This window comes from Bradyrhizobium sp. SZCCHNR1093 (genome assembly GCF_032381175.1).
Taxonomy (GTDB): domain Bacteria; phylum Pseudomonadota; class Alphaproteobacteria; order Rhizobiales; family Xanthobacteraceae; genus Bradyrhizobium.
The window spans coordinates 107,464-129,269 of record NZ_JAUHJJ010000002.1; the positions used below are offsets into that span (position 1 = coordinate 107,464).

The window sequence follows — 21,806 nt, forward strand, 5'->3', positions numbered from 1 at the left end:
CGAAGGTTGCGGTGGTGTGACCTGATGCGCGAGCGAGAGCCAGCGCGCCAGCGGCCGAGGCCTCTCCCCGACGATCAGACGAGCAGTGGCTGCGCCGTGGCTGCGAGCTTCTTCAGCAGCGGCAGGAAGCGCTCCTTCATCTCGTCGACGCCGATGCGATCGACGTGGCCGCCGATGTTGGCGGCGGCGATGATGCCGCCGTCATAGCGGCGAATCGGCACTGAAATCGAGCGGAAACCCAGCTCCGCCTCACCGTCGACGAGCGAGTAACCGTCGTCACGGACGGCGATGATCGACGCGAGCAATGCTTCCTTGTCGGTGATCGTCTGCGGCGTCATCTCGGTCAGCGTCATGCGCTCGACGGCCTGGCGCAACTGATCGTCCGGCATCCGGCTCAGCAACACGCGGCCGACCGACGTGCAGAACGCCGGCAGCCGATAGCCGATTTCGAGCCCGGTCGAGAACATCCGCGTCGACGTCGCGCGCGCGATGAAGACGACCGTCTCGCCGTCGAGGACGGCGAGCGAGCAGACCTCGCGCGCCTCGCCGGCCGTGTTGTCCATCAACGGCTGCATCACGCTGTTGATCTGGTTGGAGGCGAGATAGCTGGAGGCCAGCAGCAGCACGCGCGGCGTCAGCGAGAACAGCCGATCGTCGCCATGGACGAAGCCGGAGGCCTTCAGTGTCAGCAGAATCCGTCGCACCGTGGCGCGGGCGAGGCCGGTGAGTTCCGCGGCCTTGCTCAGCGTCATCGGGCGGCCCTCGCGGCTGAAGGCTTGTATCACCCGCAGGCCGCGATCGAGCGCTTCCACGAACTCGGGACCGTCGCCCCGAGCCTGCTTCTTCTCCTCATCAGTGCGCTTCAGTTTCGGCATCGGCCTGACATGATCCGCTGTTGTTGTTTTCGGCCGCAGTGAAGCTGCAGTCCGTTGGCCCCTCGGCTTCGGTTGTAGCTTTTTCACTTGCGCTTCTCCCCACTTAAAGCGAATCTAATCTGGGCGAACATGTGTTCGTCTAGCGAACATTATTAGATGATCGCGTGACGCTCAACGCCCGACTTGCGACGGAACAGGAGAGACGGCCATCATGATGAGCCAGGAGCAAAACGACCTGATCACGCGCGTCGGACCCGGCGCGCCCGCCGGTAAACTAATGAGGATGTACTGGCAGCCGGCCGCGCTGGTCGATGAGCTCGCGGGCGAGCGGCCGGTGCGCGCGGTGAAGCTGCTCGGTCAGGACTTCGTGCTCTTCAAGGATGCGCAGGGCCGCTACGGACTACTTGATCGCGATTGCCCGCATCGCGGCGCAGATCTCGCCTTCGGACGGCTGGAGAACGGCGGGTTGCGTTGCGCCTTCCATGGCTGGCTGTTCGACGCCGACGGCAATTGTCTGGAGACGCCGGCCGAACCGGCCGGCTCGCCGCTGTGCAAGAACGTCAGGCAGCGCGCTTATCCCGTGGTCGAGAAGGGCGGCCTCCTCTGGGCCTGGCTCGGCGATGGCACAGCCCCGGCGTTCCCGGACCTCGACTGCTTCACCGCGCCCGACGCCTACACCTTCGCCTTCAAGGGCCTGATCGAATGCAACTGGCTGCAGGCGCTGGAGGTCGGCATCGACCCGGCGCATGCCTCGTTCCTGCACCGCTTCTTCGAGGACGAGGATACGTCGACCGCCTATGGCAAGCAGTTCCGCGGCGCCTCCGCCGACAGCGAGCTGCCGATGACCAAGGTGCTGCGCGAATATGATCGTCCGATCATCAATGTCGAGCGCACTGAATACGGGCTGCGCATCATCGCGCTGCGCGAGATCGATGCCGAGCGCACCCATGTGCGGGTCACCAATCAGCTGTTCCCGCATGCCTTCGTGATTCCGATGAGCACGGAGATGACGATCACGCAGTGGCACGTGCCGGTCGATGACGAGACCTGCTACTGGTACGCGATCTTCACCAGCTATGGCGCGCCGGTCGACCGGGCGAAGATGCGGGCGCAGCGGCTCGAGCTCTATGAGCTGCCGGACTATCGCTCGCGCAAGAACAAGAGCAACGACTACGGCTTCGATCCTCAGGAGCAGGCGACCGCGACCTACACCGGGATGGGCAACGACATCAACGTGCACGACCAGTGGGCGGTGGAGTCGATGGGCCGGATCCAGGACCGCACCCGCGAGCATCTCGGGCAATCCGACAAGGCCATCATCCAATACCGCCGTCTGCTGCGCGAGCAGATCGAGACGATCGCGCGCGGCGAGCTGCCGATGCTGTTCCTCGATGCCGCGGAGGCCCGCAGCGTGCAGGGCCCGGCGACGATGGACGGCATCGGGCCGACGCGCGGCTGGGAGACCTACTGGATGGAAGTCGACGTCCGCCGCCGCCGCAACGCCCCCTGGGCCCCGCCGGTGCCGGCGGATATCATTCGGCTGGCCCCGCATCTGAGCGCGGCGGAGTAGCTACTTTGCTCCGAGTTGCCGTACGGTGGCCAAGGCCGGCGGAACGGCGCAGCGTGCCGTCCGACGGCGTGCCCACCATTCACGTGCACCGTCGCGGCGGTGGGCGCGTCGTGTTCGCAGCGTCCACTGGCGCAACGGCGGAGGTAGCGCCGCGAACGCGCCTTTGCCCGTCCTACGATTCGAGGAGCCATCGTTGAGTTTCGTCGACAAGCATCAGCTGTGGACCGTCGAGCAGGCCGAGGCCGCAGCGCGCATGCGCCGCCTCGCCGAGGAGCACGGCCTCACCACCATCCGCTTCTCGTTCCCGGACCAGCACGGCATCCTGCGCGGCAAGACGCTCACCGTCGATGCGGCGCTGTCCTCGCTCGAGGACGGCTGCTCGATCACGACGACCCTGCTTGCCAAGGATACCTCGCATCGCACCGTGTTTCCGGTGTTCACCGCCGGCGGCGGCTTCGGCATGGCCGAGATGCAGGGCGGCAGCGATGCACTGATGGTCGCCGATCCCACCACCTTTCACGTGCTGCCCTGGGCACCCGGCACCGGCTGGGTGCTGTGTGATCTGTACTTCGCGAATGGCGCGCCGGTGCCGTTCGCCACGCGCAATCTCTATCGGTCGGCATTGGCGACGCTCGACCAGCGTGGCTATCAGTTCAAGGCCGGCCTCGAGGTCGAGTGCCACATCTTCAAGGTCGAGGATCCCAGGCTCGCGCCCGGTGATGCCGGCTCGCCCGGCCAGCCCGGCGTGCCGCCGACGGTCAGCCTGCTGACGCAAGGCTATCAGTATCTCACCGAGCAGCGCTTCGATCAGATGGAGCCGGCGCTCGAGATCATCCGGGCGAACCTCGTCGCGCTCGGCCTGCCGTTGCGCTCGATCGAGCTCGAATACGGGCCGAGCCAGTGCGAATTCGTGCTGCAGCCGGGCATCGGGCTGGCGCCTGCAGATACGATGGTGCTGTTCCGCAGCGCCGTGAAGCAGATCGCGCAGCGAAACGGCTATCACGCCACCTTCATGTGCCGGCCGCGCATCCCCAACGTGATGTCGTCGGGCTGGCATCTGCACCAGTCGCTGGTGGCGCGCGACGGCAGCAACGCGTTCATGACGGAGGACGCCGAAGGTCTGTCCACGCTCGGCCGTCACTACATGGCAGGCCTGCTCGCGCATGCGCGCGCCTCCGCGCTGTTTTCGACGCCGACGATCAACGGCTACCGGCGCTACCGCGCCTATTCGCTGGCACCGGACCGCGCCATCTGGGGCCGCGACAACAGAGGCGTCATGATCCGCGTGCTCGGCGGCCCCGGCGATCGCGCCACCCGCCTGGAGAACCGCATCGGCGAGCCCGCCGCCAATCCCTACCTCTACATGGCATCGCAGATCGCAGCCGGCCTCGACGGCATCGACCGCAAGATCGATCCCGGCCCGTCCGCTGACGTTCCCTACGAGACAAAGGCAGATCTCCTGCCGAAATCCTTGGGCGAAGCGGTCGATGCGCTGAAGCAGGACGCGTTCTTCCGCGAAGCCTTCGGTGCCACCTTCATCGACTACTACACCTTCCTCAAGACCGCCGAGCTCGAGCGCTTCCAGGCCGAGGTGTCGGACTGGGAGCAGCGCGAATATTTCGAGATGTTCTGACCACGATGCAGCGCATCGCACGCTGCGCGTCAGCCCGCCGTCGACCCGGATGCTCTGCCCGGTGATGTAGGCCGCGCTCCGTCGGCGGACGCGCAACATCCTCGTCGCGCGCGCAATGCGCCGACGATGATGCGGCGCGGGCATTTCCATATCCGCCGGATTTGTTCCCCCGCCGCCTCCTCGCATTTTCGTGAGCCCTGTGTCCGCCGTCCCGCGTGCAGGCATGCCTGCGGGAACCCGATCCGATCCTTCGGCATATCGAAGGGGCGCGTTGCGCAACTCACGCCGGTGCCGGCGCGACCCTGCATGTCATGGAGAGAGAAGGCGGAGCAAGGAAGCATGTTGGAACACAAGCCGCAGCGCGATCGCGCGGTCGTCGACAGCGGCGATGCATCCGATCTGTCGTCGGAGCGCCACGACATCTTCTTCGCGGCCGTCGAGACCACACGGATGCCGATGATCGTCACCGATCCGCGCCAGAACGACAATCCCATTCTGTTCGCCAACCGGGCGTTCCTGGAAATGACCGGCTACGAGATCTCCGAGATCGTCGGCACCAATTGCCGTTTCCTGCAGGGGCCGGACACCGACCGCGACACCATTGCAGCGATCCGCACGGCGATCGCCAACCGCCAGGACATCGCGGTGGAGATCCTCAATTATCGCAAGAATGGTGCTTCGTTCTGGAATGCGCTGTTCGTCAGCCCGGTCTACAACCGCGACGGCGAGCTGGTGTATTATTTCGGCTCGCAGCTCGACGTGTCGCGCCGCCGCGACGCCGAGAGCGCGCTGGTGCAGTCGCAGAAGATGGAGGCGATCGGCCAGCTCACCGGCGGCATTGCGCACGACTTCAACAACATCCTGCAGGTCATCATCGGCTACACCGAGACGCTGCAGGGCGCCGTCGCCGAACTGGCCCCGCGGCACCGCCGCGCCGTCGAGAACATCCGCACGGCCGCCAACCGGGCCGCGACCTTGACGCAGCAGCTATTGTCGTTCGCGCGCAAGCAGCGGCTCGACAGCCGGCCGATCAACCTCAACAACATGATCGAGACCATGGTGCAGATGGCGCGCCACACGCTCGGCGACAGCGTGCGCATCGTCGTCAAGGCGCAGCCGGGCCTGTGGAACAGCCGCGTCGACCAGACCCAGGCGGAGGTCGCGCTGCTCAATCTGTTCGTCAACGCGCGCGATGCGATGCCGCACGGCGGCACGTTGACCATCCGCACCGAGAACAAGGAGATCGCGGAGGAGGACATCGTGCAGTTCGGCGTGCCCAAGGGCGGGCGCTATGTCGCGCTGAAAGTGTCCGACGACGGCGTCGGCATTCCGCACCATGTTCTCGCGCGGGTCGCCGAGCCGTTCTTCACCACCAAGGAGGAGGGCAAGGGCACCGGGCTCGGCCTCGCGATGGTCTACGGCTTCACGCGGCAGTCCGGCGGCAGCACCTATATCTACAGCGAGGTCGGGCTCGGCACGACCGTGCAGCTGCTGTTTCCGGCGACCGAGCAGGCGATCGCCGCGCCCTCGATCCGGACGCAGATGGCGATGGAGCGGTCGGGCAGCGAGCGCATTCTGATCGTCGAGGATCGTCCGGACGTGGCCGAGCTCGCGCGCTCGATCCTGGAGGATTTCGGCTATCGCATCGAGGTCGCCGCCAATGCGCATGCCGCGCTCGAGCTGCTGGATTCGGAGGTCCGCTTCGATCTCCTGTTCACCGATCTCGTGATGCCCGGCGGCATGAACGGCACGGTGCTGGCGCGTGAGGCGCGCAAGAGCCAGCCGAAATTGAAGGTGCTGCTCACCACCGGCTATTCCGATGCTGCGGTCGAGCGCGCCGATGCCAACATCGGCGAGTTCGAGATCATCAACAAGCCGTACCGCCGCACCGATCTGGTCCGCCGCGTCAGGCAGTTGCTCGACGGCCCCACCGGCGTGACCTGATGCGACGCTTGACCCGGCGACTCCTCGCGTCGAAAGTCGGCCCGGAAAGCGGAGATTCAGCCATGCGTCCCGTCACGATGCAGACAGCGGCCGATGCGCCGGCCGTGCCCACGCGCGGCGCGTCGCGCGAGCCCGGCGTGGTCGCGGCCAGCGTCTATGCCGATGGCCGCCGCGTCGCCGACATCGCCATCGAGGAGGCCGGCGCCTGGAGCAGGCGGCCGGGCCATGTGGTGTGGATCGGGCTGCATGAGCCTGATGCTGCGCTGCTGCAGCGCGTGGCCGAGCAGTTCGGACTGCACGAGCTCGCGATCGAGGATGCGTCGAAGGCGCATCAGCAGCCCAAGGTCGAACGCTACGGCGATGCGCTGTTCGTGGTCGCCCGCACCGCGCAGCTCGTCAACGAGCACATCGTGTTCGGCGAGACCCACGTCTTCGTCGGCCCCGGCTTCGTCGTCTCGGTGCGCCACGGCGCCTCGACCTCCTATGGCGCGGTGCGCGAGCGCTGCGAGAGCTGTCCCGGCTCGCTCGCCAAGGGCGAGGACTACATCCTCTATGCGATCCTCGATTTCATCGTCGACAACTACCGCCCGGTGACCGAGAGCATCATGGCGGAGGTCGAGACGCTGGAGGAGGTCGTGCTGCAGCGGCCGCTCGCGCGCCACGAGGTCGACCTTCTGTATCGCCTGCGGCGCGACCTGCTGCGGCTGCGCCGCGCCGTCGGCCCGGTGGTCGACGTCTGCAAGCGGCTCGAGCACGTCGACAACGTCGCGATCGATGCCGAGATGGCGCCGCTGTTTCGCGACGTCCTCGACCACGCCAAGCGCGCCGAGGAGGATGCGGATTCCCTGCGCGAGATCCTCGCCTTCGTGTTCGAGGCCAGCATGATGGCCGGCCAGGCGCAGCAGACCGACATCGCCCGTCGGCTCACGGCCTGGGCCGCGATCCTTGCGGTGCCGACCGCGGTCGCCGGCATCTACGGCATGAACTTCGAGCACATGCCGGAGCTGAAATGGCAATACGGCTACTACGCGGTGCTCGGCTTCATCGCCACTGTCTGCAGCGTGCTGTATTGGCAGTTCAGGCGGCGCGGGTGGCTGTGAGTTGACGGACCGTTGGTCCCTCCTCCCGAAGCGGGTCCGGTCACTTGCGAGCGGCGCGAGGCGTTGCCCCGAATCCCTGCGCCAAAGCGATGCGCGGTGCCAGTGCACTGAGTGCGGTGGCGCCGAGCACGACGTGGCGGCGTGTGACATCGAAATCCGAGCTGCTCATTGGACCCCCCTTGCGGCATGATAGGTTTGCCGTTGAGGAGGCGGGCGCGTGCCATGGCGCAGCGGTCACGCCGCCGCGGATCGCCCCTGATGCGCGAACCACCACGCGGCGATGGCGTCCGTCAGTTCGTCCCAGATCGCGGTCGGCAGGTCGGGCACGGCGACGCGCACGCTGTAGCGATCCGTGGTGGCGTCGTGAAACCATTCCGTCGCAGCGAAATCGAAGCCGAAGCTGCCGGCGTGGCGGATCGGCAGCCCGGCGCGCCGCAGATCATCGCTTATGGCGGTTGCGGCTTGCCGCGCGGTGGCCTCATCAAGCGGCGCGCGACCGGCGAGCGTGACGTAGAGGCCGTGCGCGAAGTCGAGCTCCGCGGTAAGTTCGGGAAGCGTCGTTGCGAATTGGCGCCGCGCGCGCCGGCTGTTGCGCAGGATGGCGGCGACGCGGCGCGCGGTCAGCTCGCGATAGGCGGGCAGGCCGACATAAGGCGGGAAATGCGCCGGCAGCGCGGCGCCGCCGAGCAGCCTGACGGCGTTGCGCGTCTCGTCCGGCAGCGTCTGAAGCGCAACGCGGCTTGCAGAGCCGGCATTGGTCCAATAGCTGAAAGCGACCGAGCCAAGCCGGCCGTACTCGGCGCCGAGCGAGTCGAGCTTGGTGTGGCTGCGCACCATCACGACCGGCACGTCCCAGCGCCGCGCCCAGGCCTGCACGCGGCGAACGCGGCCGGAGCCATTGGCAAAGCAGGTGGTGTCGAAGATCAGGAGATCGATCGCCGGGCGGTCGCAACTCAGCACGGCTTCGAAGCGCGGCGCGGTCGCGCTGGAATCGATCAGCAGCAGCCGCGGCGCCGGCGAGGGCTGCGCCAGCGCGGCGGCAAGGTCGCGGGTCAGCGTCACCGGGCGCAGATGCCGCGCATGCGCCGCGACCAGCTCCTGCGTCTCGCCATAGGAGCCCGGCAGCATCAGCAGGTCCGCCGTACCGAGAACGGGCCGCGTCGCCAGCAGCAGTGCCGCGATCGCGGCCATGCCGGAGATGGTGTAGATGGTGTCCTGACGGCTCTCGCCCACCGCATAGAATGACGGCCCGCGCACGTCGAGATCGGCCCGCTGATAGTCGTAGCTGTAGGCGAACGGGCCGGCGCGATGATCGGCGGCATCCGCCCAGGCCGTCTCCGTCGCGGTCCAGTCGCCCAGCGCGTGCTCCGCCTTCAGCGCGGCCGTGAGCTGAAACTTGCGCCGGATGACCTCCATCACGGCGCGCGGCGCCGGCAGCGCATGCGGTCTCCGCAGGCAGCCGTTCAGGAGCTGCAGCTCCTGATGCTTGCGGGCGAGATAGGCTTCGATCGTCTCCATCGGGTTCTTCACGGGTGATGCGGCCGGGATACAACGCGCAGGGATTGCGATGGGTCCAAACGCGGTACGGCAGCGCCGCGCGATTTGCTGTAGTCTGGCCGGACAAGGAGGAGATGATGAGCAGGGAACTGGAAGGCAAGGTGGCGGCGGTCACCGGCGCGGCGTCGGGCATCGGGCTGGCCAGCAGCGCAGCGATGCTGGCGGCCGGCGCGCGCGTCGTGATGGTCGATCGCGACGCCGCGGCGCTGGCGAGCCTGCGCGAGCGGCACGGCGACGCCGTGATCCCCGTGGTCATCGACCTGCTCGATCCCACGGATTGCGCCACCCTGCTGCCGCGCGTCCTCGATGCGGCCGGCCGGCTCGACATTCTCCACGCCAATGCCGGCAGCTATCTCGGCGGCGATCTCGTCGACGCCAGGACCGACGCCATCGACCGTATGCTGAACCTCAACGTCAACGTCGTGATGAAGAATGTGCGCGACGTTCTCCCGCACATGATCGCGCGCGGGTCCGGCGACATCATCGTCACCAGCTCGCTCGCGGCGCATTACCCGACGCCGTGGGAGCCGGTCTATGCGTCGTCGAAATGGGCGATCGACTGCTTCGTGCAGACGGTGCGCCGCCAGGTGTTCAAGCACGGCATCCGCGTCGGCGCGATCTCGCCGGGCCCGGTGGTGACCGCCCTGATCGCGGACTGGCCGGCCGAGAAGCTGAAGGAGGCGCGCGAGTCCGGCAGCCTGCTGGAGCCCTCAGAGGTCGCCGAGGTGATCATGTTCATGCTGACCCGTCCGCGCGGCATGACCATCCGCGACGTCGTGATGCTGCCGACGAATTTTGATTTGTAGGCGGGGCGGGCCGGGCGCTCGGTCCGCTCGCGGCTCGAACAGCAGCCCGCTCGGATGGCCTGGTGCACATAGGCTGGGGCCAGCCCCCGTTGAAATACGGGATTCGATTTAAGCACAACCTTAATCATAAGGAACCTAGCGTGGGCCCGCGTAATCCGGGGGCAATGATGAAAATCGGCCGACTTTTTGCAATTTCGATGCTTTCCGTGACGGCTTTGGCCGTCCTCCCTGCTGCACAAGTCGTGATCGAGCAGGTGAAGGCGGTCAGCGACAAGGCCGAAGCGATCAAGACCGTCGAGGCATTCGGCGCGGTGCTGCTGTTCGCCCAGGATGTCGTGGGTCACCGCGCGCCCTACATCACGCCGATCTTCCAGGAAGGTCCCGCAACCCCCGCGCAGCTCGAAGGCGTGCGCAAGATCAGGCAGTCGTCCGAGGCGTCCTTCGCGAAAGCGCGCGCACAGTTGACGAGCGTGTCCGACAGCGAGGCGATCACCCGCAGCCTGGACCAGGCGTCGTCCAAGCTGTCCGAGATCCTTGCCAAGGTGGACCCCACGCTGACCGCGCCGCTGAGCGCGCGCGACCCGGCTGCGATCAAGAGCTTTCTCCCCGGGGTCACCCAGGTGGCTCTTGCGATCGAGCCGATTCTGAACCGTCTGCAGAACCGCATCGCCAATGCCGACGCGTCGCTGACGACGCTGCTCGACGTGGCCCGCACGGCGCAAGACCTGCGCGTGACCGCCGGCGGTCGTGCCGCCGCGCTGTCGCCGGCGCTCAGCGCCCGCCGCGCCGTGGCTGCGGCCGAGAAGGCGGCGATGGATCGCGCCCAGGGCCGCACCGAGGTCGACCGCGAGCGCCTGGAGGCCGGCATCGACCAGCTCGGCAATCCGGAGCGCCTGCTCACGGCCTTCAAGGACGCCCGGGAGGCCTATTTCGGACGCGCCGTTCCGATCGTCGACAAGGACATCGCCGCCGGGCTCGGCGATCTCAACTACGCACTCACCGCTGACACCCTGGCCGATGCGGTCGTCCCGGCCGTGCAGAAGTTCTTCGTCGTGCGCGACGCCGCGATCGCCGAGGCGCGCGACCGCGCCGTCGCGGCGCGCGATGCAGCCTATCTGATGCTCGCGCTGGCGACGGCGGTGGTCGTCGCCCTCGCCGGCATTCTCGTGTTCGTCACCATGCTGCTGCGCCGCCGCGTGATCAACCCGATCGTGAACCTGACCGGCCTGATCGGCCAGATGGCGGCCGGCAATGACGACGTGGCGATTCCGACGATCAATCGCGACGACGAGATCGCCGCGATGGCCGGCTCGCTGCAGACGTTCAAGGAGGCGCTGCTGGAGAAGAAGCGCGCCGAGGAGGCGGCCGCAGCCGACGCGCAGGCCAAGATCGAGCGCGGCCAGCGCGTCGAGCGCTTCACCCGCGAGTTCGAGGCGGCGATCGGCGAGGTCGTCGGCGTCGTGTCGTCGGCGTCGGCCGATCTGGAGCGCTCGGCCTCATCGCTGACGACGACGGCGGGTCGCTCACTGGAGCTCGCCACCGTGGTCGCATCGGCCTCCGAGGAAGCCTCGACCAACGTGCATTCGGTCGCCGCGGCCGCCGAGGAGATGAGCTCGTCGGTCACCGAGATCAGCCGCCAGGTGCAGGACTCCGCGCGCATCGCCAACGAGGCGCTGGCGCAGGCGCGCAAGACCAATGACAACGTCGCGGAGCTTGCCAAGGCGGCGGCGCGGATCGGCGACGTCGTCGAGCTGATCAACGCGATCGCCGGCCAGACCAACCTGCTCGCGCTCAATGCCACCATCGAGGCCGCCCGCGCCGGCGAGGCCGGACGCGGCTTCGCGGTGGTCGCCTCGGAGGTGAAGGCGCTGGCCGAGCAGACCGCCAAGGCGACCGGCGAGATCGGCCAGCAGATCGGCGGCATCCAGGCGGCGACCCAGGAGTCGGTCGGCTCGATCAAGGAGATCGGCGAAACCATCGCCCGGATGTCGGAGATCGCGTCCGCCATCGCTTCCGCCGTCGAGGAGCAGAGTTCGGCGACGCGCGAAATCTCGCGCAACGTCCAGCAGGCGGCGCACGGCACGCAGCAGGTGTCGGCGAACATCGCCAGCGTCCGGCATGGCGCCGACGAGACCGGCTCGGCCTCCTCGCAGGTGCTGTCCGCCGCGAAGTCGCTGTCCGGCCAGAGCAGCCGCCTCCGCGACGAGGTCAGCCGCTTCCTGAACTCGGTGCGGGCGGCGTGAGGAAGCGCCGGCTGCGGCCTCGGTGAAGCGTGGCGCTCACGGCGCCGGAATTGAAGTGGGAAGGTTGCAACAGCCCTGGTGCTGCCGGACAGGATTGAACTGTGCTGCACCCTTCCCGGCATGCTGATTGCCAGTAATTTAATACCTATCGGTACTCTATTGTGCTTAGCCAATCCCGACTCGGCGCGAAGCCGTGGCATGCCTGCCGATCCCTGCGCGTCGACCTAATCGGCGACGATAAACTCTCCATAGTAGAGAAGTAATACTGAGCGTGCTTCCTCCAGATCTGAAAAGACGCCGAGATCATCCCGGTCAGCCGAAAAGACAAAATAGGCGCCGGGCACGCCACGAATACCAACGGGATACCGCCCGAGATCCTGTTCCGCGTGAAATTCTTCGATTGCAGGAGCTTGATTTCCGAGCACATCGATGCACGCATCCGAAAGGCAATCGAAGCTATCCTGATCTAGCTCAGAAAGAGGTTGGATCAAATGCTGATTACTTTTCATGTGCTCAGCGAGCTTGGCTCTCAATTCAGAGTTTCTAATCGCGTCTATTTGGTTCGCTGAGAGCTTAAGCATCATTTGGCCCCATTCCTAAAGCTTTCGAACACGATGGTAAGCTGACGTAGTGGCCCTTCCGGGTGAACTTGGCCGCTGCGCGAGACCCGCGGCGAGCAGTCCCTTATTGCTTACGCGAGCTTATGCCCGTCATGAGCCATAGGCGCCTTCGGCGATGGGCAACGCGCACCCCCGCACGATAAGCTCCGGGGGCATCGATATCTCCGTGGCGTTGTTGCACAACTCGCCTGCAGAGTACGTTTATCCTAACGCCTGTTGTTGCCGACTTAGCTCACGCACGATCGCCCTAATGTCTGCAACGGAAAGAAGTCCCTCTTGATTTATCCAATCGACGCTATTTTCGCCCCTATTTCCACTGAACTTCAAGTACTCCAAGAGCAGATGTTTTGCTGCAACGTCTTTGTCAACATTCGTCCTGTTACAGTATCCGATCGCCTGCCAATCCCATCGCCATGGATAGGAGTTGTCGTCAAGGGTACGTAGCCACATGACCCAGTACTTCTTTCGCGCTTGGAGATAGAACGCGCAGATACCATTGTTCATGGGGCCTTCTGCCCACTCGGCCTGGACCAATAGTTCGGGTGATCGTGGTACACCCTGTTTTGGCACTACGTCCGGCGCAAAACTCCCATAGCCTACCTCGAAATTGAACGGGACTGGACGAGACGGCAGGGATAGCACTTCAGAAATTCTTTGCTGCGGCATTTCCGACGGCAGCATCGGGATTTTCGGTAAGCGGCTCATTGTACGAACCTATATAATGGCCCTAATCGCCTGGCCTGCTGCTCATCGTATTCAGACATACGACACAGGTCGTACGTTCCAGCTATCCCAGATTATTGTCTTATGCTGGCAGGCCGTCATCAAGAATGAATTGGTTGCGCAGTGCTTCCACCGCCTCGCCCCGGTTCAGAAAGATGCCGAAGACATGGCGCGATGTCTCCCATCCTGCGCCCCAGCACACGATGACAACGATCTTATTTTCTTGCTCGTCACAAAACCAAATACCGGGTGTCACATCGTCATCCGGGGCCTCAAACGCGTTCTTTACCTGCCACCTGAGCATGAGGCCAATTTCATCATCAGTAGGATCGGCTCCTCCTGAATTGAGCAACTCCGACCTTTGCTCACCAAGATGATCTTCCAGTGCCCACCAGTCCGGCTCAAGCCGTAGCACAGTCGCGGTTGAGCTGTCGCGTGGAAGCGCATGGCCAAAAAATTCACCTCGTTCGGAGATCAATTCGTCCAGATCGATTGCCAATATGTTTCCCTCCACAACCATACACTTTCATTTAGCTGACCTGCCACCGAAGTTTCATCCAGCAGCATTTAGAGTCCGAGTGGGTTTTACGCCGATTGGCGCGAGTGGAAGCAACGTATTACGGTGACAGTGCATGAAACGTATGCAGTGCCGATCTACCGTTAAGTGCACTGTCACCGTGTGTCTCACTTGAGGGGTGCAGTCCAGTGCACTTAACGGCGGCAGCCATGGCGCTCCATAAGTTTAGTGCTCTGTCATCGTAATGCGAGCCGGGGATGGTTGACGACGCGAGTTTCCATCACGCGAGGCTTGCGCAGATCACCGAGGCCAGAGAGACCGATTCAGTATCCATAGCCAGAAGCCCGCCGTCACGGCAGGATCGATCAGTCGACCTCTCGGAGATTGCCTTCAATCTCTCGAATGCGCTTAGTGATAAGGTTGGAAAACTCAGCATCAGTGGGATTGCGGTTCGCGTCGGCCCACCCTAGCGCCGCATAGTTTGGCTCAAATCTGGCGTCGGCGGACCGCTTCTGAGCGAACAACTCTGTCAGCCAAACAAGGTGCTCTATCAAGAGTTCGTAGACTTCGTCCTCGGTTGGGCGTTGCCTCTCCACCTTGAGCTTGAAGCTTACCATCTCGATTAGCGCTTCTCGAACCCAGCCCGCCATTTTTTCGCCCATGGTGGCTTCGCGCGCCTCCTCAATCCATCTAAAAACGCTGGCGGTCGTGGCCCCTGCTTGCTCGGCGAGATCGGAAATCGATTCTCCAAGGCAGTAACTCACAACGATGAGGAGCTTGGATAATTCGGGCCACCCTTTCGGATGTTCTTGCGTGAAGTTGAAGCCGCAGGAGCAACACCGATACCGCTGAGTACCGCGTACCACTCCATTTTTTGTGGTTTTTTGACTGCGACATTTGCGGCAACGCATGTCAGAGCCCTCCGGGCAGAAGTGAGTTCACCTTCCACACAACGATCGCCGTCAAGATGATCAAGGCCAGAATAGCCGTAGGCCCTTCAGCGACCCCTTCAATATGTTTGCCGATCCGCACCAGCAACCGGTCCTTATGTTTTGGCATAAACTACCTCCTTCGTTTGGCGTTGGCAGTTTGAATACCTTGAATTGGCACGTCCTCCGAGGCCCTGTGCGGAGCGGCTACTTGACTTTCACTTAAAGATAGATGGGCATTCTCGTATGCTAGGCGCTTTTTGGCCTCAGGCGGCGCCCTCCCGGGTCAGCGGCTGGCCATGCTTGCGCGGGAACGACCGTCTCGGCGCCTTTCCAACATTGCATCCAAGCTCCGGCACAAGATGAGATGCCTTACTCGGTAAAAACCAGCCGTCCGTTCGGCAGCACCACCGACTCACCGTACACCGGATCGAACAGGCGGACGCCCCTGCGTCCGGGATTACGGTGGGATTACGGTGACGCTGCACCAAACAACAAAGCTCCCGCATGCCGGCCATGCCCAAACTGCCCGTCGTGCTAGTTTGCCGCAACAATTCCCCTTGTGTCGTCGGGCAAATCACCTGCACATTTCCGGCCGTCCCGTGCTCATCGAAAGAGGGGCGTTCGCGAGTCGTCACGAGCGTTGGGTGTGGGATGCGGTGGCCGGGTCGGAGTTGCAGCGCGCATTCGCGAGCGGACGAACAACTTCGAGTCGGACGGTGAAGTCGCGTGGTCCTGGCCTCCCGATGCTGAGGTCAAGCTCGCTGATGTGCGTCAGTGCATCGCGGGTGATGGGGGCAACAAAGCCCGGTCCCCAGGGAGAGCGCGTATAAATCGTAAGCCCATCGCGCAGGGAGGGCCGGGTGTGTTCGGCCAGACCTGTGGTACCTGCCGCCTGCATTTCTTTCCGCAGGCGGGCCACGGGCGCGGCCAGCGCCCGGCCTTCCCTGCGCCCTCGATTTCCGGAGAGGGCGGTGCTGCAGCAGAGCTCGGACGCAAATTGCGCCGCGAGGCCGATGACGCGCATCTGTGCGTGGCCTGCGGTCCCGAGGCGTCGCCGAAGATCATGTCGGGGAAGAATGCCCTGGTGCTGCCGGACAGGATTGAACTGTCGACCTCTCCCTTACCAAGGGAGTGCTCTACCACTGAGCTACGGCAGCAAAGGGACTGGCGGGGACAGGCCCGAAGGCCGCGACCGAACGCGGGCGGTTCTTGCCACAAGGTCCCCGCCTGCGCAAGCGTGGCTCGTCCGGTTTTCGGGGAAAGACGTCAGCGTGATGCATCGAAATGGAGCGAAAGACCTCCGAATCGGAGCGAAATCGCCCGTTCACGGCGGATTCTCGCGGTTGGCCGCCCTTGGCGTCCCCAATGCCCGGGTCGCGCCGGCAACTCCCCATCCGGGCAGGCGACGGCCGGTCGGGCGGAACCTAGCGTCTGCGTCGCCAACGCCTCTTGGCTTTCGCAGCTGCGGCCCCAATTGTGCCTCTGGTATGGGGTGACCGGGGGAAGGGGATGACGGAGAAGACCGGGAAGGCGGCGCCGAAGGGCGCGCGCGAGGAGCGGCTGAAGCAGGCGCTGCGCGAGAACCTGAAGCGGCGCAAGGCGCAGAGCCGCGAGCGCAGCCAGGCGGTGGCGGCCGAGGAGGGCGGCTCGGACGAGGCCGCTGCCGGCGGTCCGGACGATTCGAAGCGTTGAGCAGATTGCAAGCGGGGTGGGCGTGATGGCGGCGGATGAAGGGATGACGGTGGAGGCAGGGGCACAGCGGGCGGAGCTGGCGAAGACGCTGCCCCGCTTTGAGCAGACCTTTCCAGAGCTGACGCCCCAGGAGATCGCGCGTCTGCGCGGCTTCGGCGAGATCCAGACCTATCGCGACGGCGAGCTGCTGTTCGAGACCGGCAAGCCCGGCCCCGGCATGTTCGTGATTCTCAAAGGCCATGTCGCGATCACCCAGCGTGACGGCCTCGGTCGCGTCACGCCGGTCATCGACCAGGGACCTGGTCAGTTTCTGGCCGAGATCGCCCAGCTCTCCGGCCGGGTCGCGCTGGTCGACGGCCACGCCGAGGGCGATGTCGAGGTCATCCTGATTCGTCCCGAACGGTTGCGCGCGCTGCTGATCGCCGAGGCCGAGCTCGGCGAGCGCATCATGCGGGCGCTGATCCTGCGCCGGGTCAACCTGATCCAGGGCGGCGCCGGCGGCCCGGTCATGATCGGCCCGCCGCAATCGGCTGCGATCGCGCGGCTGCAGAGCTTTCTTACCCGCAACGGCTTTCCGCACCATCTGCTCGATCCCGCTGATGATCACGACGCGGCCGATCTGATCGCGCGCTATTCACCGACGCCCGCCGAGCTGCCGCTGGTGGTGGTGTCCGACGGCAGCGTGCTGCGCAATCCCAGCGAGACCGAGCTGGCGCGTGCCGTGGGGATGATCGGCGGTCCGCGCGGCGAGAAGATCTACGATGTCGCGGTCGTCGGCTGCGGGCCGGCGGGCCTGGCCACCGCGGTGTATGGCGCCTCCGAAGGTCTGTCGGTGGCGGTGTTGGACTCGCGTGCGTTCGGCGGCCAGGCCGGCGCCAGCGCCCGCATCGAGAACTATTTTGGCTTCCCGACCGGCATCACCGGCCTCGCGCTGACCGCGCGCGCGTTCAACCAGGCGCAGAAGTTCGGCGCCGAGATCATGATCCCGGTGGCGGTCAATGCGCTCGACTGCGAGCGGAAGGCCGGCGCCTTCGTGCTGGCGCTCGAGGGCGGCGACGAGGTGCGGGCGCGCTCGGTGGTGGTTGCCAGCGGTGCGCGCTATCGCCGGTCTGATCTCGACCGGCTCAAGGAGTTCGAGGGCCGCGGCGTGTGGTACTGGGCCTCGCCGATCGAGGCGCGGCTGTGCGCGGGGCAGGAGGTTGCGCTGGTCGGCGGCGGCAATTCCGCGGGGCAGGCCGCGGTGTTTCTGTCGGGCCACGTCAAGAAGGTGCGGATGATCATCCGCGGCGGCGGGCTTGCCGCGTCGATGTCGCGCTATCTCATCGAGCGCATCGAGGCGACGCCGAACATCGAGCTGTTGTTCAACACCGAGGTCGTCGCGCTCGATGGCGGGGCCGACACCGGGCTCGAACGCATCACCTTGAAGAGCCGGCTGTCCGGCGAAGAGACGCCCGCCGACATCAGCAATCTGTTTCTGTTCGTCGGCGCCGATCCCGCCACCGGCTGGCTCGACGGCTGCGGCATCACGCTCGACCGTGCCGGCTTCGTCGTCACCGGCGCGCAGTCGGAGCAGAATGCCGGGCGGATGGTGTCGCCGCTGGAGACCTCGGTGCCCGGCGTCTATGCGGTCGGCGACGTCCGCTCCGGCTCGGTCAAGCGCGTCGGCGGCGCGATCGGCGAGGGCGCCCAGGTCGTCGCCGCGCTGCACGGGTTTCTGGCCGATGCGCTGGTCCCACCGGTCTGATTCGCGGATTCCCGCCGCGGCGGGCCGCACCGTCAGGGGATGAATTCCCCGGCGATGCGACCTGCCGTTGCGAACCCATCAAATCGCCGTAATGTCGGTCCTGTTGCGCCGACCTTAGCCCAATTTCCCGGCCAGCCCCACAGGACCAGCATGGATCGCATTCGCATCGTCGGCGGCAACCCGCTTCGCGGCACCATCCCGATTTCGGGCGCGAAGAACGCCGCCCTGCCGCTGATGATCGCGGGTCTTTTGACGCCGGAGACGCTGATCCTGGACAACGTCCCGCGCCTTGCCGACGTCGCGCAGCTTCAGCGCATTCTCGGCAATCACGGCGTGGACATAATGTCGGTCGGCAAGCGTCCCGGCGATGGCCAGTACCAGGGCCAGACGCTGCAGATCTCGGCGGCCAACATCATCGACACCACGGCCCCCTATGAGCTGGTGTCGCGGATGCGCGCCAGCTTCTGGGTGATCGCGCCGCTCTTGGCGCGGATGCACGAGGCGCGGGTGTCGTTGCCGGGCGGCTGCGCCATCGGCACGCGGCCGGTCGACCTCCTGATCATGGCGCTGGAAAAGCTCGGCGCCAGCATCGAGATCGATGCCGGCTATGTCGTCGCCAAAGCGCCGGGCGGCCTGCGCGGCGGCACGATCGATTTCCCCAAGGTCACCGTCGGCGGCACCCATGTCGCGGTCATGGCCGCGAGCCTCGCGAAGGGCACGACCGTCATCACCAACGCCGCCTGCGAGCCGGAGATCACCGATCTCGCCGACTGCCTCAACAAGATGGGCGCGCACATCACCGGCGCCGGCACGCCACGCATCGAGATCGAGGGCGTGGCGTCTCTGCACGGCGCGCGTCACACCGTGCTGCCCGACCGCATCGAGGCCGGCACCTATGCGATCGCCGCGGCGATGACCGGCGGCGATGTCCGGCTCGCCGGCGCGCGGCCGGAGCTGTTGCAGTCCGCGCTCGACGTGCTGATCGAGGCCGGCGCCGAGATCACGAGCGACGCCGAAGGCATCCGCGTCGTCAGAAACGGCCACGGCATCCGCCCGGTGCAGGTGACGACCGCGCCGTTCCCCGGCTTTCCGACCGACCTGCAGGCCCAGCTGATGGCGCTGATGGTCTGCGCGCAGGGCGCCTCGGCGATCACCGAGACCATCTTCGAGAACCGTTTCATGCATGTGCAGGAACTCGCGCGGTTCGGCGCGCGGATCAGTCTCGATGGCGAGACCGCTCGGATCGAGGGCACCTCGAGCTTGCGTGGCGCGCCAGTGATGGCGACCGATCTGCGCGCCTCGGTGTCGCTGGTGATTGCCGGGCTTGCCGCGGAAGGCGAAACCATGATCAATCGCGTCTACCATCTCGATCGCGGCTTCGAGCGGCTGGAGGACAAGCTGAAGGCCTGCGGCGCCACGATCGAGCGCATCCGCGAGTGAGGGCGCTGCCAAGAGGATGAGACCGTGACCGACCGGCTCAAACTGATCGCGCTCGATGCCGACGATCTCGCCGTCATCTCGGCCCATGTGCAGGACGCGCGGGTGCAGGCGGCCGACATCATCTGGCGCCAGGCCGAGAAGCGGCTGGTGATCGGCATGAACCGGCTCGACTGGGATCAGGCGCTGCATGGCGAGAGCGAGCCGCGCCGGCTGCTCGCGGCGTTGCGGTTCGACCGGGTGCTGGCCTGCAAGTCGCGGCGGATCGAGGTCGATGCGCCCGATACTGTGCTGGAGCTGATCGGCATCGAATTCCATGCCGGCGCCGAGCCGCCCGCCGGCAGCGCGCTGCTGCTGTTCTCCCATGGCGGCGCATTGCGGCTCGATGTCGAATGTCTGGAATGCGAGCTGACCGATCTTGGCGAGGACGATCTCGGCACCAGCGATATCGATGGCGGTCCGCCGCTGACCCGGTAGGCGCCTGTTCAAAGGGTTGACGGCCCCGCGCTGCCGCGCCATTGAGCAGGGGGTCGGGGGCAGCCACCCCTTCGGAAAGTGCCAGAGATGCCCATTCGCCTGTCCCGCACCAGCGCCGATTTCGACACTCAGTTTCGGCAGTTTCTCGCCGCCAAGCGCGAGACCTCCGCCGACGTCGAAGCCGCCGCGCGCGCCATCGTCGACGACGTCGCCCGGCGCGGCGATGCGGCGCTGCTCGAGGCAACGCGCAAGTTCGACCGGCTGGAGCTCGACGCCTCCTCGCTGCGCGTCAAGCCTGCCGAGATCGAGGCCGCCTTCAAGGCCTGCGATACGGCCACGTTGGACGCGCTGAAATTTGCCCGCGACCGCATCGAAGCCTTTCATCTCAAGCAGCTGCCGCAGGACCAGCGCTTCACCGATGAAGCCGGCGTCGAGCTCGGCTGGCGTTGGAGTGCGATCGAATCGGCAGGGCTCTATGTGCCGGGTGGCACTGCGGCCTATCCGTCCTCGGTGCTGATGAACGCCATTCCGGCCAAGGTCGCAGGCGTTGCGCGCCTCGTGATGGTGGTGCCGGCGCCGGACGGCAGGCTCAATCCGCTGGTCTTGGCCGCCGCCCATCTCGGCGGCGTCTCCGAGATCTACCGCGTCGGCGGCGCTCAGGCGGTGGCGGCGCTGGCGCATGGCACCGCGACGATCGCCCCGGTCGCCAAGATCGTCGGCCCGGGCAACGCCTATGTCGCCGCCGCCAAGCGGCTGGTGTTCGGCAAGGTCGGCATCGACATGATCGCGGGCCCGTCCGAGGTGCTTGTCATCGCCGACGACAGCGGCAATGCCGACTGGATCGCGGCCGATCTGCTCGCGCAGGCCGAGCACGACGCCAGCGCGCAGTCGATCCTGATCACTGACAGCCGCCGCCTCGCCGACGACGTCGCCCGCGCCGTCGAGGGCCAGCTCAAGACCCTGCCTCGCGCCGCGATCGCCGGCGCGTCCTGGGCCGATTTCGGCGCCATCATCGAGGTCGACGATCTCGACCAGGCCGTGCCGCTGGCGGATGCCATCGCCGCCGAGCATCTGGAGATCATGACGGCCGATCCAGACGCGTTCGCCGCCAAAGTCCGCAATGCCGGCGCCATCTTCCTCGGCGCGCACACGCCGGAGGCGATCGGCGACTATGTCGGCGGCTCCAATCATGTGCTGCCGACCGCGCGCTCGGCGCGGTTCTCTTCGGGCCTCGGCGTGCTCGACTTCATGAAGCGCACGTCGCTGTTGAAATGCGGCCCCGAGCAGTTGCGCGCGCTGGGGCCAGCGGCGATGACTCTGGGCAAGGCCGAGGGTCTCGACGCCCATTCACGCTCCGTGGGAATACGCCTCAACCTGCCATGACCCAGCACCCGCCAGGCGACGACCGGACCAATCGCATCGTGGCGGTGACGCTCGACGAGGAGTCGATCGGCCGCTCCGGTCCGGACATCGAGCATGAGCGGGCGATTGCGATCTACGACCTCGTCGAGGAGAATCTGTTCGCGCCCGAGGGCGCCGACGGCGCCGGTCCGTTCACCCTGCATCTCGGCATCACCGCCAACCGGCTGATGTTCGACATCCGCAAGGAGGACGGCACGCCTGTCGTGACGCATCTGCTGTCGCTGTCGCCGTTCCGGCGGATCGTGAAGGACTATTTCATGATCTGCGACAGCTACTACCAGGCGATCCGCACCGCGACGCCCGACAAGATCGAGGCCATCGACATGGGCCGCCGCGGCATCCATGACGAGGGCTCGCGCACCCTGCAGGAGCGGCTGAAGGGCAAGGTGCGGGTCGATTTCGAGACTTCGCGCCGGCTGTTCACCCTGATCACCGTGCTGCACTGGAAGGGCGAGGGCCAGTGATGCCGTCCGCGCTGCGTCATCGCCTGCTGCCGGGCCCGGCCACCTTCGCG

At 65.9% G+C, this 21,806-nt stretch carries 18 protein-coding genes and 1 tRNA gene; 12 read left to right on the forward strand and 7 right to left on the reverse strand.

Annotation, left to right across the window (positions count from 1 at the left end):
* Window positions 1-74 precede the first annotated feature (74 nt).
* On the reverse strand, window positions 75-875 hold the full coding sequence (locus QX070_RS06130; RefSeq protein WP_315735963.1) for an IclR family transcriptional regulator C-terminal domain-containing protein: 801 nt from the start codon (window positions 873-875) through the stop codon (window positions 75-77).
* 211 nt (window positions 876-1,086) lie between these two features.
* Here QX070_RS06130 and QX070_RS06135 point away from each other — a divergent pair, with 211 nt between their 5' ends.
* From QX070_RS06135 to QX070_RS06150, 4 genes are all read left to right on the forward strand, one after another.
* Entirely contained in the window at window positions 1,087-2,445 is a 1,359-nt protein-coding gene (locus QX070_RS06135) for an aromatic ring-hydroxylating dioxygenase subunit alpha (protein ID WP_315735965.1), read from the forward strand.
* 193 nt (window positions 2,446-2,638) lie between these two features.
* Window positions 2,639-4,078, forward strand: a complete 1,440-nt coding sequence (locus QX070_RS06140) for a glutamine synthetase family protein (protein WP_315735967.1) — start codon at window positions 2,639-2,641, stop codon at window positions 4,076-4,078.
* A gap of 339 nt (window positions 4,079-4,417) precedes the next feature.
* Window positions 4,418-6,022, forward strand: a complete 1,605-nt coding sequence (locus QX070_RS06145; RefSeq protein ID WP_315735969.1) for a hybrid sensor histidine kinase/response regulator — start codon at window positions 4,418-4,420, stop codon at window positions 6,020-6,022.
* Window positions 6,023-6,084: 62 nt separating this feature from the next.
* Window positions 6,085-7,122 carry a magnesium and cobalt transport protein CorA gene (locus QX070_RS06150; protein WP_315735971.1) on the forward strand — a complete coding sequence of 346 codons (1,038 nt, stop codon included), beginning with the start codon at window positions 6,085-6,087 and terminating at the stop codon, window positions 7,120-7,122.
* A 234-nt stretch (window positions 7,123-7,356) separates the two neighbouring features.
* On the opposite strand, the gene QX070_RS06155 is transcribed toward QX070_RS06150, so the two are convergent.
* Window positions 7,357-8,640 (reverse strand): hypothetical protein, encoded by a 1,284-nt coding sequence (locus QX070_RS06155; RefSeq protein ID WP_315735973.1) that lies wholly within the window; start codon window positions 8,638-8,640, stop codon window positions 7,357-7,359.
* Between the two features lie 116 nt (window positions 8,641-8,756).
* On the opposite strand from QX070_RS06155, the gene QX070_RS06160 reads away from it, so the two are divergent.
* The gene (locus QX070_RS06160; protein WP_315735975.1) at window positions 8,757-9,485 is read left to right on the forward strand and encodes an SDR family oxidoreductase; all 729 of its coding nucleotides are present in this window, start codon (window positions 8,757-8,759) and stop codon (window positions 9,483-9,485) included.
* Window positions 9,486-9,652: 167 nt separating this feature from the next.
* Window positions 9,653-11,728, forward strand: a complete 2,076-nt coding sequence (locus QX070_RS06165; protein ID WP_315735977.1) for a HAMP domain-containing methyl-accepting chemotaxis protein — start codon at window positions 9,653-9,655, stop codon at window positions 11,726-11,728.
* A 224-nt stretch (window positions 11,729-11,952) separates the two neighbouring features.
* Here the strand turns inward: QX070_RS06165 and QX070_RS06170 are convergent, their stop codons facing one another.
* The 5 genes from QX070_RS06170 to QX070_RS06190 all read right to left on the reverse strand — a co-directional run bounded on the left by QX070_RS06170 (window position 11,953) and on the right by QX070_RS06190 (window position 15,677).
* The gene (locus QX070_RS06170) at window positions 11,953-12,312 is read right to left on the reverse strand and encodes a hypothetical protein (RefSeq protein WP_315735979.1); all 360 of its coding nucleotides are present in this window, start codon (window positions 12,310-12,312) and stop codon (window positions 11,953-11,955) included.
* A gap of 237 nt (window positions 12,313-12,549) precedes the next feature.
* Window positions 12,550-13,053 carry a hypothetical protein gene (locus QX070_RS06175; protein ID WP_315735981.1) on the reverse strand — a complete coding sequence of 168 codons (504 nt, stop codon included), beginning with the start codon at window positions 13,051-13,053 and terminating at the stop codon, window positions 12,550-12,552.
* 100 nt (window positions 13,054-13,153) lie between these two features.
* Window positions 13,154-13,570, reverse strand: a complete 417-nt coding sequence (locus QX070_RS06180) for a hypothetical protein (protein ID WP_315735983.1) — start codon at window positions 13,568-13,570, stop codon at window positions 13,154-13,156.
* A 383-nt stretch (window positions 13,571-13,953) separates the two neighbouring features.
* A complete protein-coding gene (locus tag QX070_RS33015; RefSeq protein WP_409999155.1) occupies window positions 13,954-14,499 on the reverse strand; it encodes a hypothetical protein in 546 nt (181 codons plus the stop codon).
* A 1,103-nt stretch (window positions 14,500-15,602) separates the two neighbouring features.
* Window positions 15,603-15,677, reverse strand: a tRNA-Thr gene (locus QX070_RS06190).
* A gap of 352 nt (window positions 15,678-16,029) precedes the next feature.
* Between QX070_RS06190 and QX070_RS06195 the strand changes: the two genes are divergently transcribed.
* The 6 genes from QX070_RS06195 to QX070_RS06220 all read left to right on the forward strand — a co-directional run bounded on the left by QX070_RS06195 (window position 16,030) and on the right by QX070_RS06220 (window position 21,756).
* Window positions 16,030-16,212 carry a hypothetical protein gene (locus tag QX070_RS06195; RefSeq protein ID WP_315735984.1) on the forward strand — a complete coding sequence of 61 codons (183 nt, stop codon included), beginning with the start codon at window positions 16,030-16,032 and terminating at the stop codon, window positions 16,210-16,212.
* Between the two features lie 43 nt (window positions 16,213-16,255).
* On the forward strand, window positions 16,256-17,956 hold the full coding sequence (locus QX070_RS06200) for an FAD-dependent oxidoreductase (RefSeq protein WP_315735986.1): 1,701 nt from the start codon (window positions 16,256-16,258) through the stop codon (window positions 17,954-17,956).
* 150 nt (window positions 17,957-18,106) lie between these two features.
* Window positions 18,107-19,396 carry a UDP-N-acetylglucosamine 1-carboxyvinyltransferase gene (gene murA, locus QX070_RS06205; protein ID WP_315735989.1) on the forward strand — a complete coding sequence of 430 codons (1,290 nt, stop codon included), beginning with the start codon at window positions 18,107-18,109 and terminating at the stop codon, window positions 19,394-19,396.
* Between the two features lie 24 nt (window positions 19,397-19,420).
* Window positions 19,421-19,870: a DUF2948 family protein gene (locus QX070_RS06210; protein ID WP_315735991.1), complete on the forward strand. Its 450-nt coding sequence runs from the start codon at window positions 19,421-19,423 to the stop codon at window positions 19,868-19,870.
* Between the two features lie 87 nt (window positions 19,871-19,957).
* On the forward strand, window positions 19,958-21,253 hold the full coding sequence (gene hisD / locus QX070_RS06215) for a histidinol dehydrogenase (protein ID WP_315735993.1): 1,296 nt from the start codon (window positions 19,958-19,960) through the stop codon (window positions 21,251-21,253).
* Window positions 21,250-21,756 carry a UPF0262 family protein gene (locus QX070_RS06220; RefSeq protein ID WP_315717869.1) on the forward strand — a complete coding sequence of 169 codons (507 nt, stop codon included), beginning with the start codon at window positions 21,250-21,252 and terminating at the stop codon, window positions 21,754-21,756. The genes hisD and QX070_RS06220 overlap by 4 nt, the downstream gene beginning before the upstream one ends.
* Window positions 21,757-21,806: the final 50 nt, after the last annotated feature.

Excerpts from the sequence above, each read along its gene's own strand:
- murA (WP_315735989.1), top strand. The coding sequence starts at position 18,107 with ATGGATCGCATTCGCATCGTCGGCGGCAACCCGCTTCGCGGCACCATC.
- QX070_RS33015 (WP_409999155.1), bottom strand. The coding sequence starts at position 14,499 with ATGCGTTGCCGCAAATGTCGCAGTCAAAAAACCACAAAAAATGGAGTG.
- QX070_RS06175 (WP_315735981.1), bottom strand. The coding sequence starts at position 13,053 with ATGAGCCGCTTACCGAAAATCCCGATGCTGCCGTCGGAAATGCCGCAG.
- hisD (WP_315735993.1), top strand. The coding sequence starts at position 19,958 with ATGCCCATTCGCCTGTCCCGCACCAGCGCCGATTTCGACACTCAGTTT.
- QX070_RS06165 (WP_315735977.1), top strand. The coding sequence starts at position 9,653 with ATGAAAATCGGCCGACTTTTTGCAATTTCGATGCTTTCCGTGACGGCT.
- QX070_RS06220 (WP_315717869.1), top strand. The coding sequence starts at position 21,250 with ATGACCCAGCACCCGCCAGGCGACGACCGGACCAATCGCATCGTGGCG.
- QX070_RS06130 (WP_315735963.1), bottom strand. The coding sequence starts at position 875 with ATGCCGAAACTGAAGCGCACTGATGAGGAGAAGAAGCAGGCTCGGGGC.
- QX070_RS06135 (WP_315735965.1), top strand. The coding sequence starts at position 1,087 with ATGATGAGCCAGGAGCAAAACGACCTGATCACGCGCGTCGGACCCGGC.
- QX070_RS06150 (WP_315735971.1), top strand. The coding sequence starts at position 6,085 with ATGCGTCCCGTCACGATGCAGACAGCGGCCGATGCGCCGGCCGTGCCC.
- QX070_RS06200 (WP_315735986.1), top strand. The coding sequence starts at position 16,256 with ATGACGGTGGAGGCAGGGGCACAGCGGGCGGAGCTGGCGAAGACGCTG.
- QX070_RS06170 (WP_315735979.1), bottom strand. The coding sequence starts at position 12,312 with ATGATGCTTAAGCTCTCAGCGAACCAAATAGACGCGATTAGAAACTCT.
- QX070_RS06195 (WP_315735984.1), top strand. The coding sequence starts at position 16,030 with ATGACGGAGAAGACCGGGAAGGCGGCGCCGAAGGGCGCGCGCGAGGAG.
- QX070_RS06145 (WP_315735969.1), top strand. The coding sequence starts at position 4,418 with ATGTTGGAACACAAGCCGCAGCGCGATCGCGCGGTCGTCGACAGCGGC.
- QX070_RS06160 (WP_315735975.1), top strand. The coding sequence starts at position 8,757 with ATGAGCAGGGAACTGGAAGGCAAGGTGGCGGCGGTCACCGGCGCGGCG.
- QX070_RS06155 (WP_315735973.1), bottom strand. The coding sequence starts at position 8,640 with ATGGAGACGATCGAAGCCTATCTCGCCCGCAAGCATCAGGAGCTGCAG.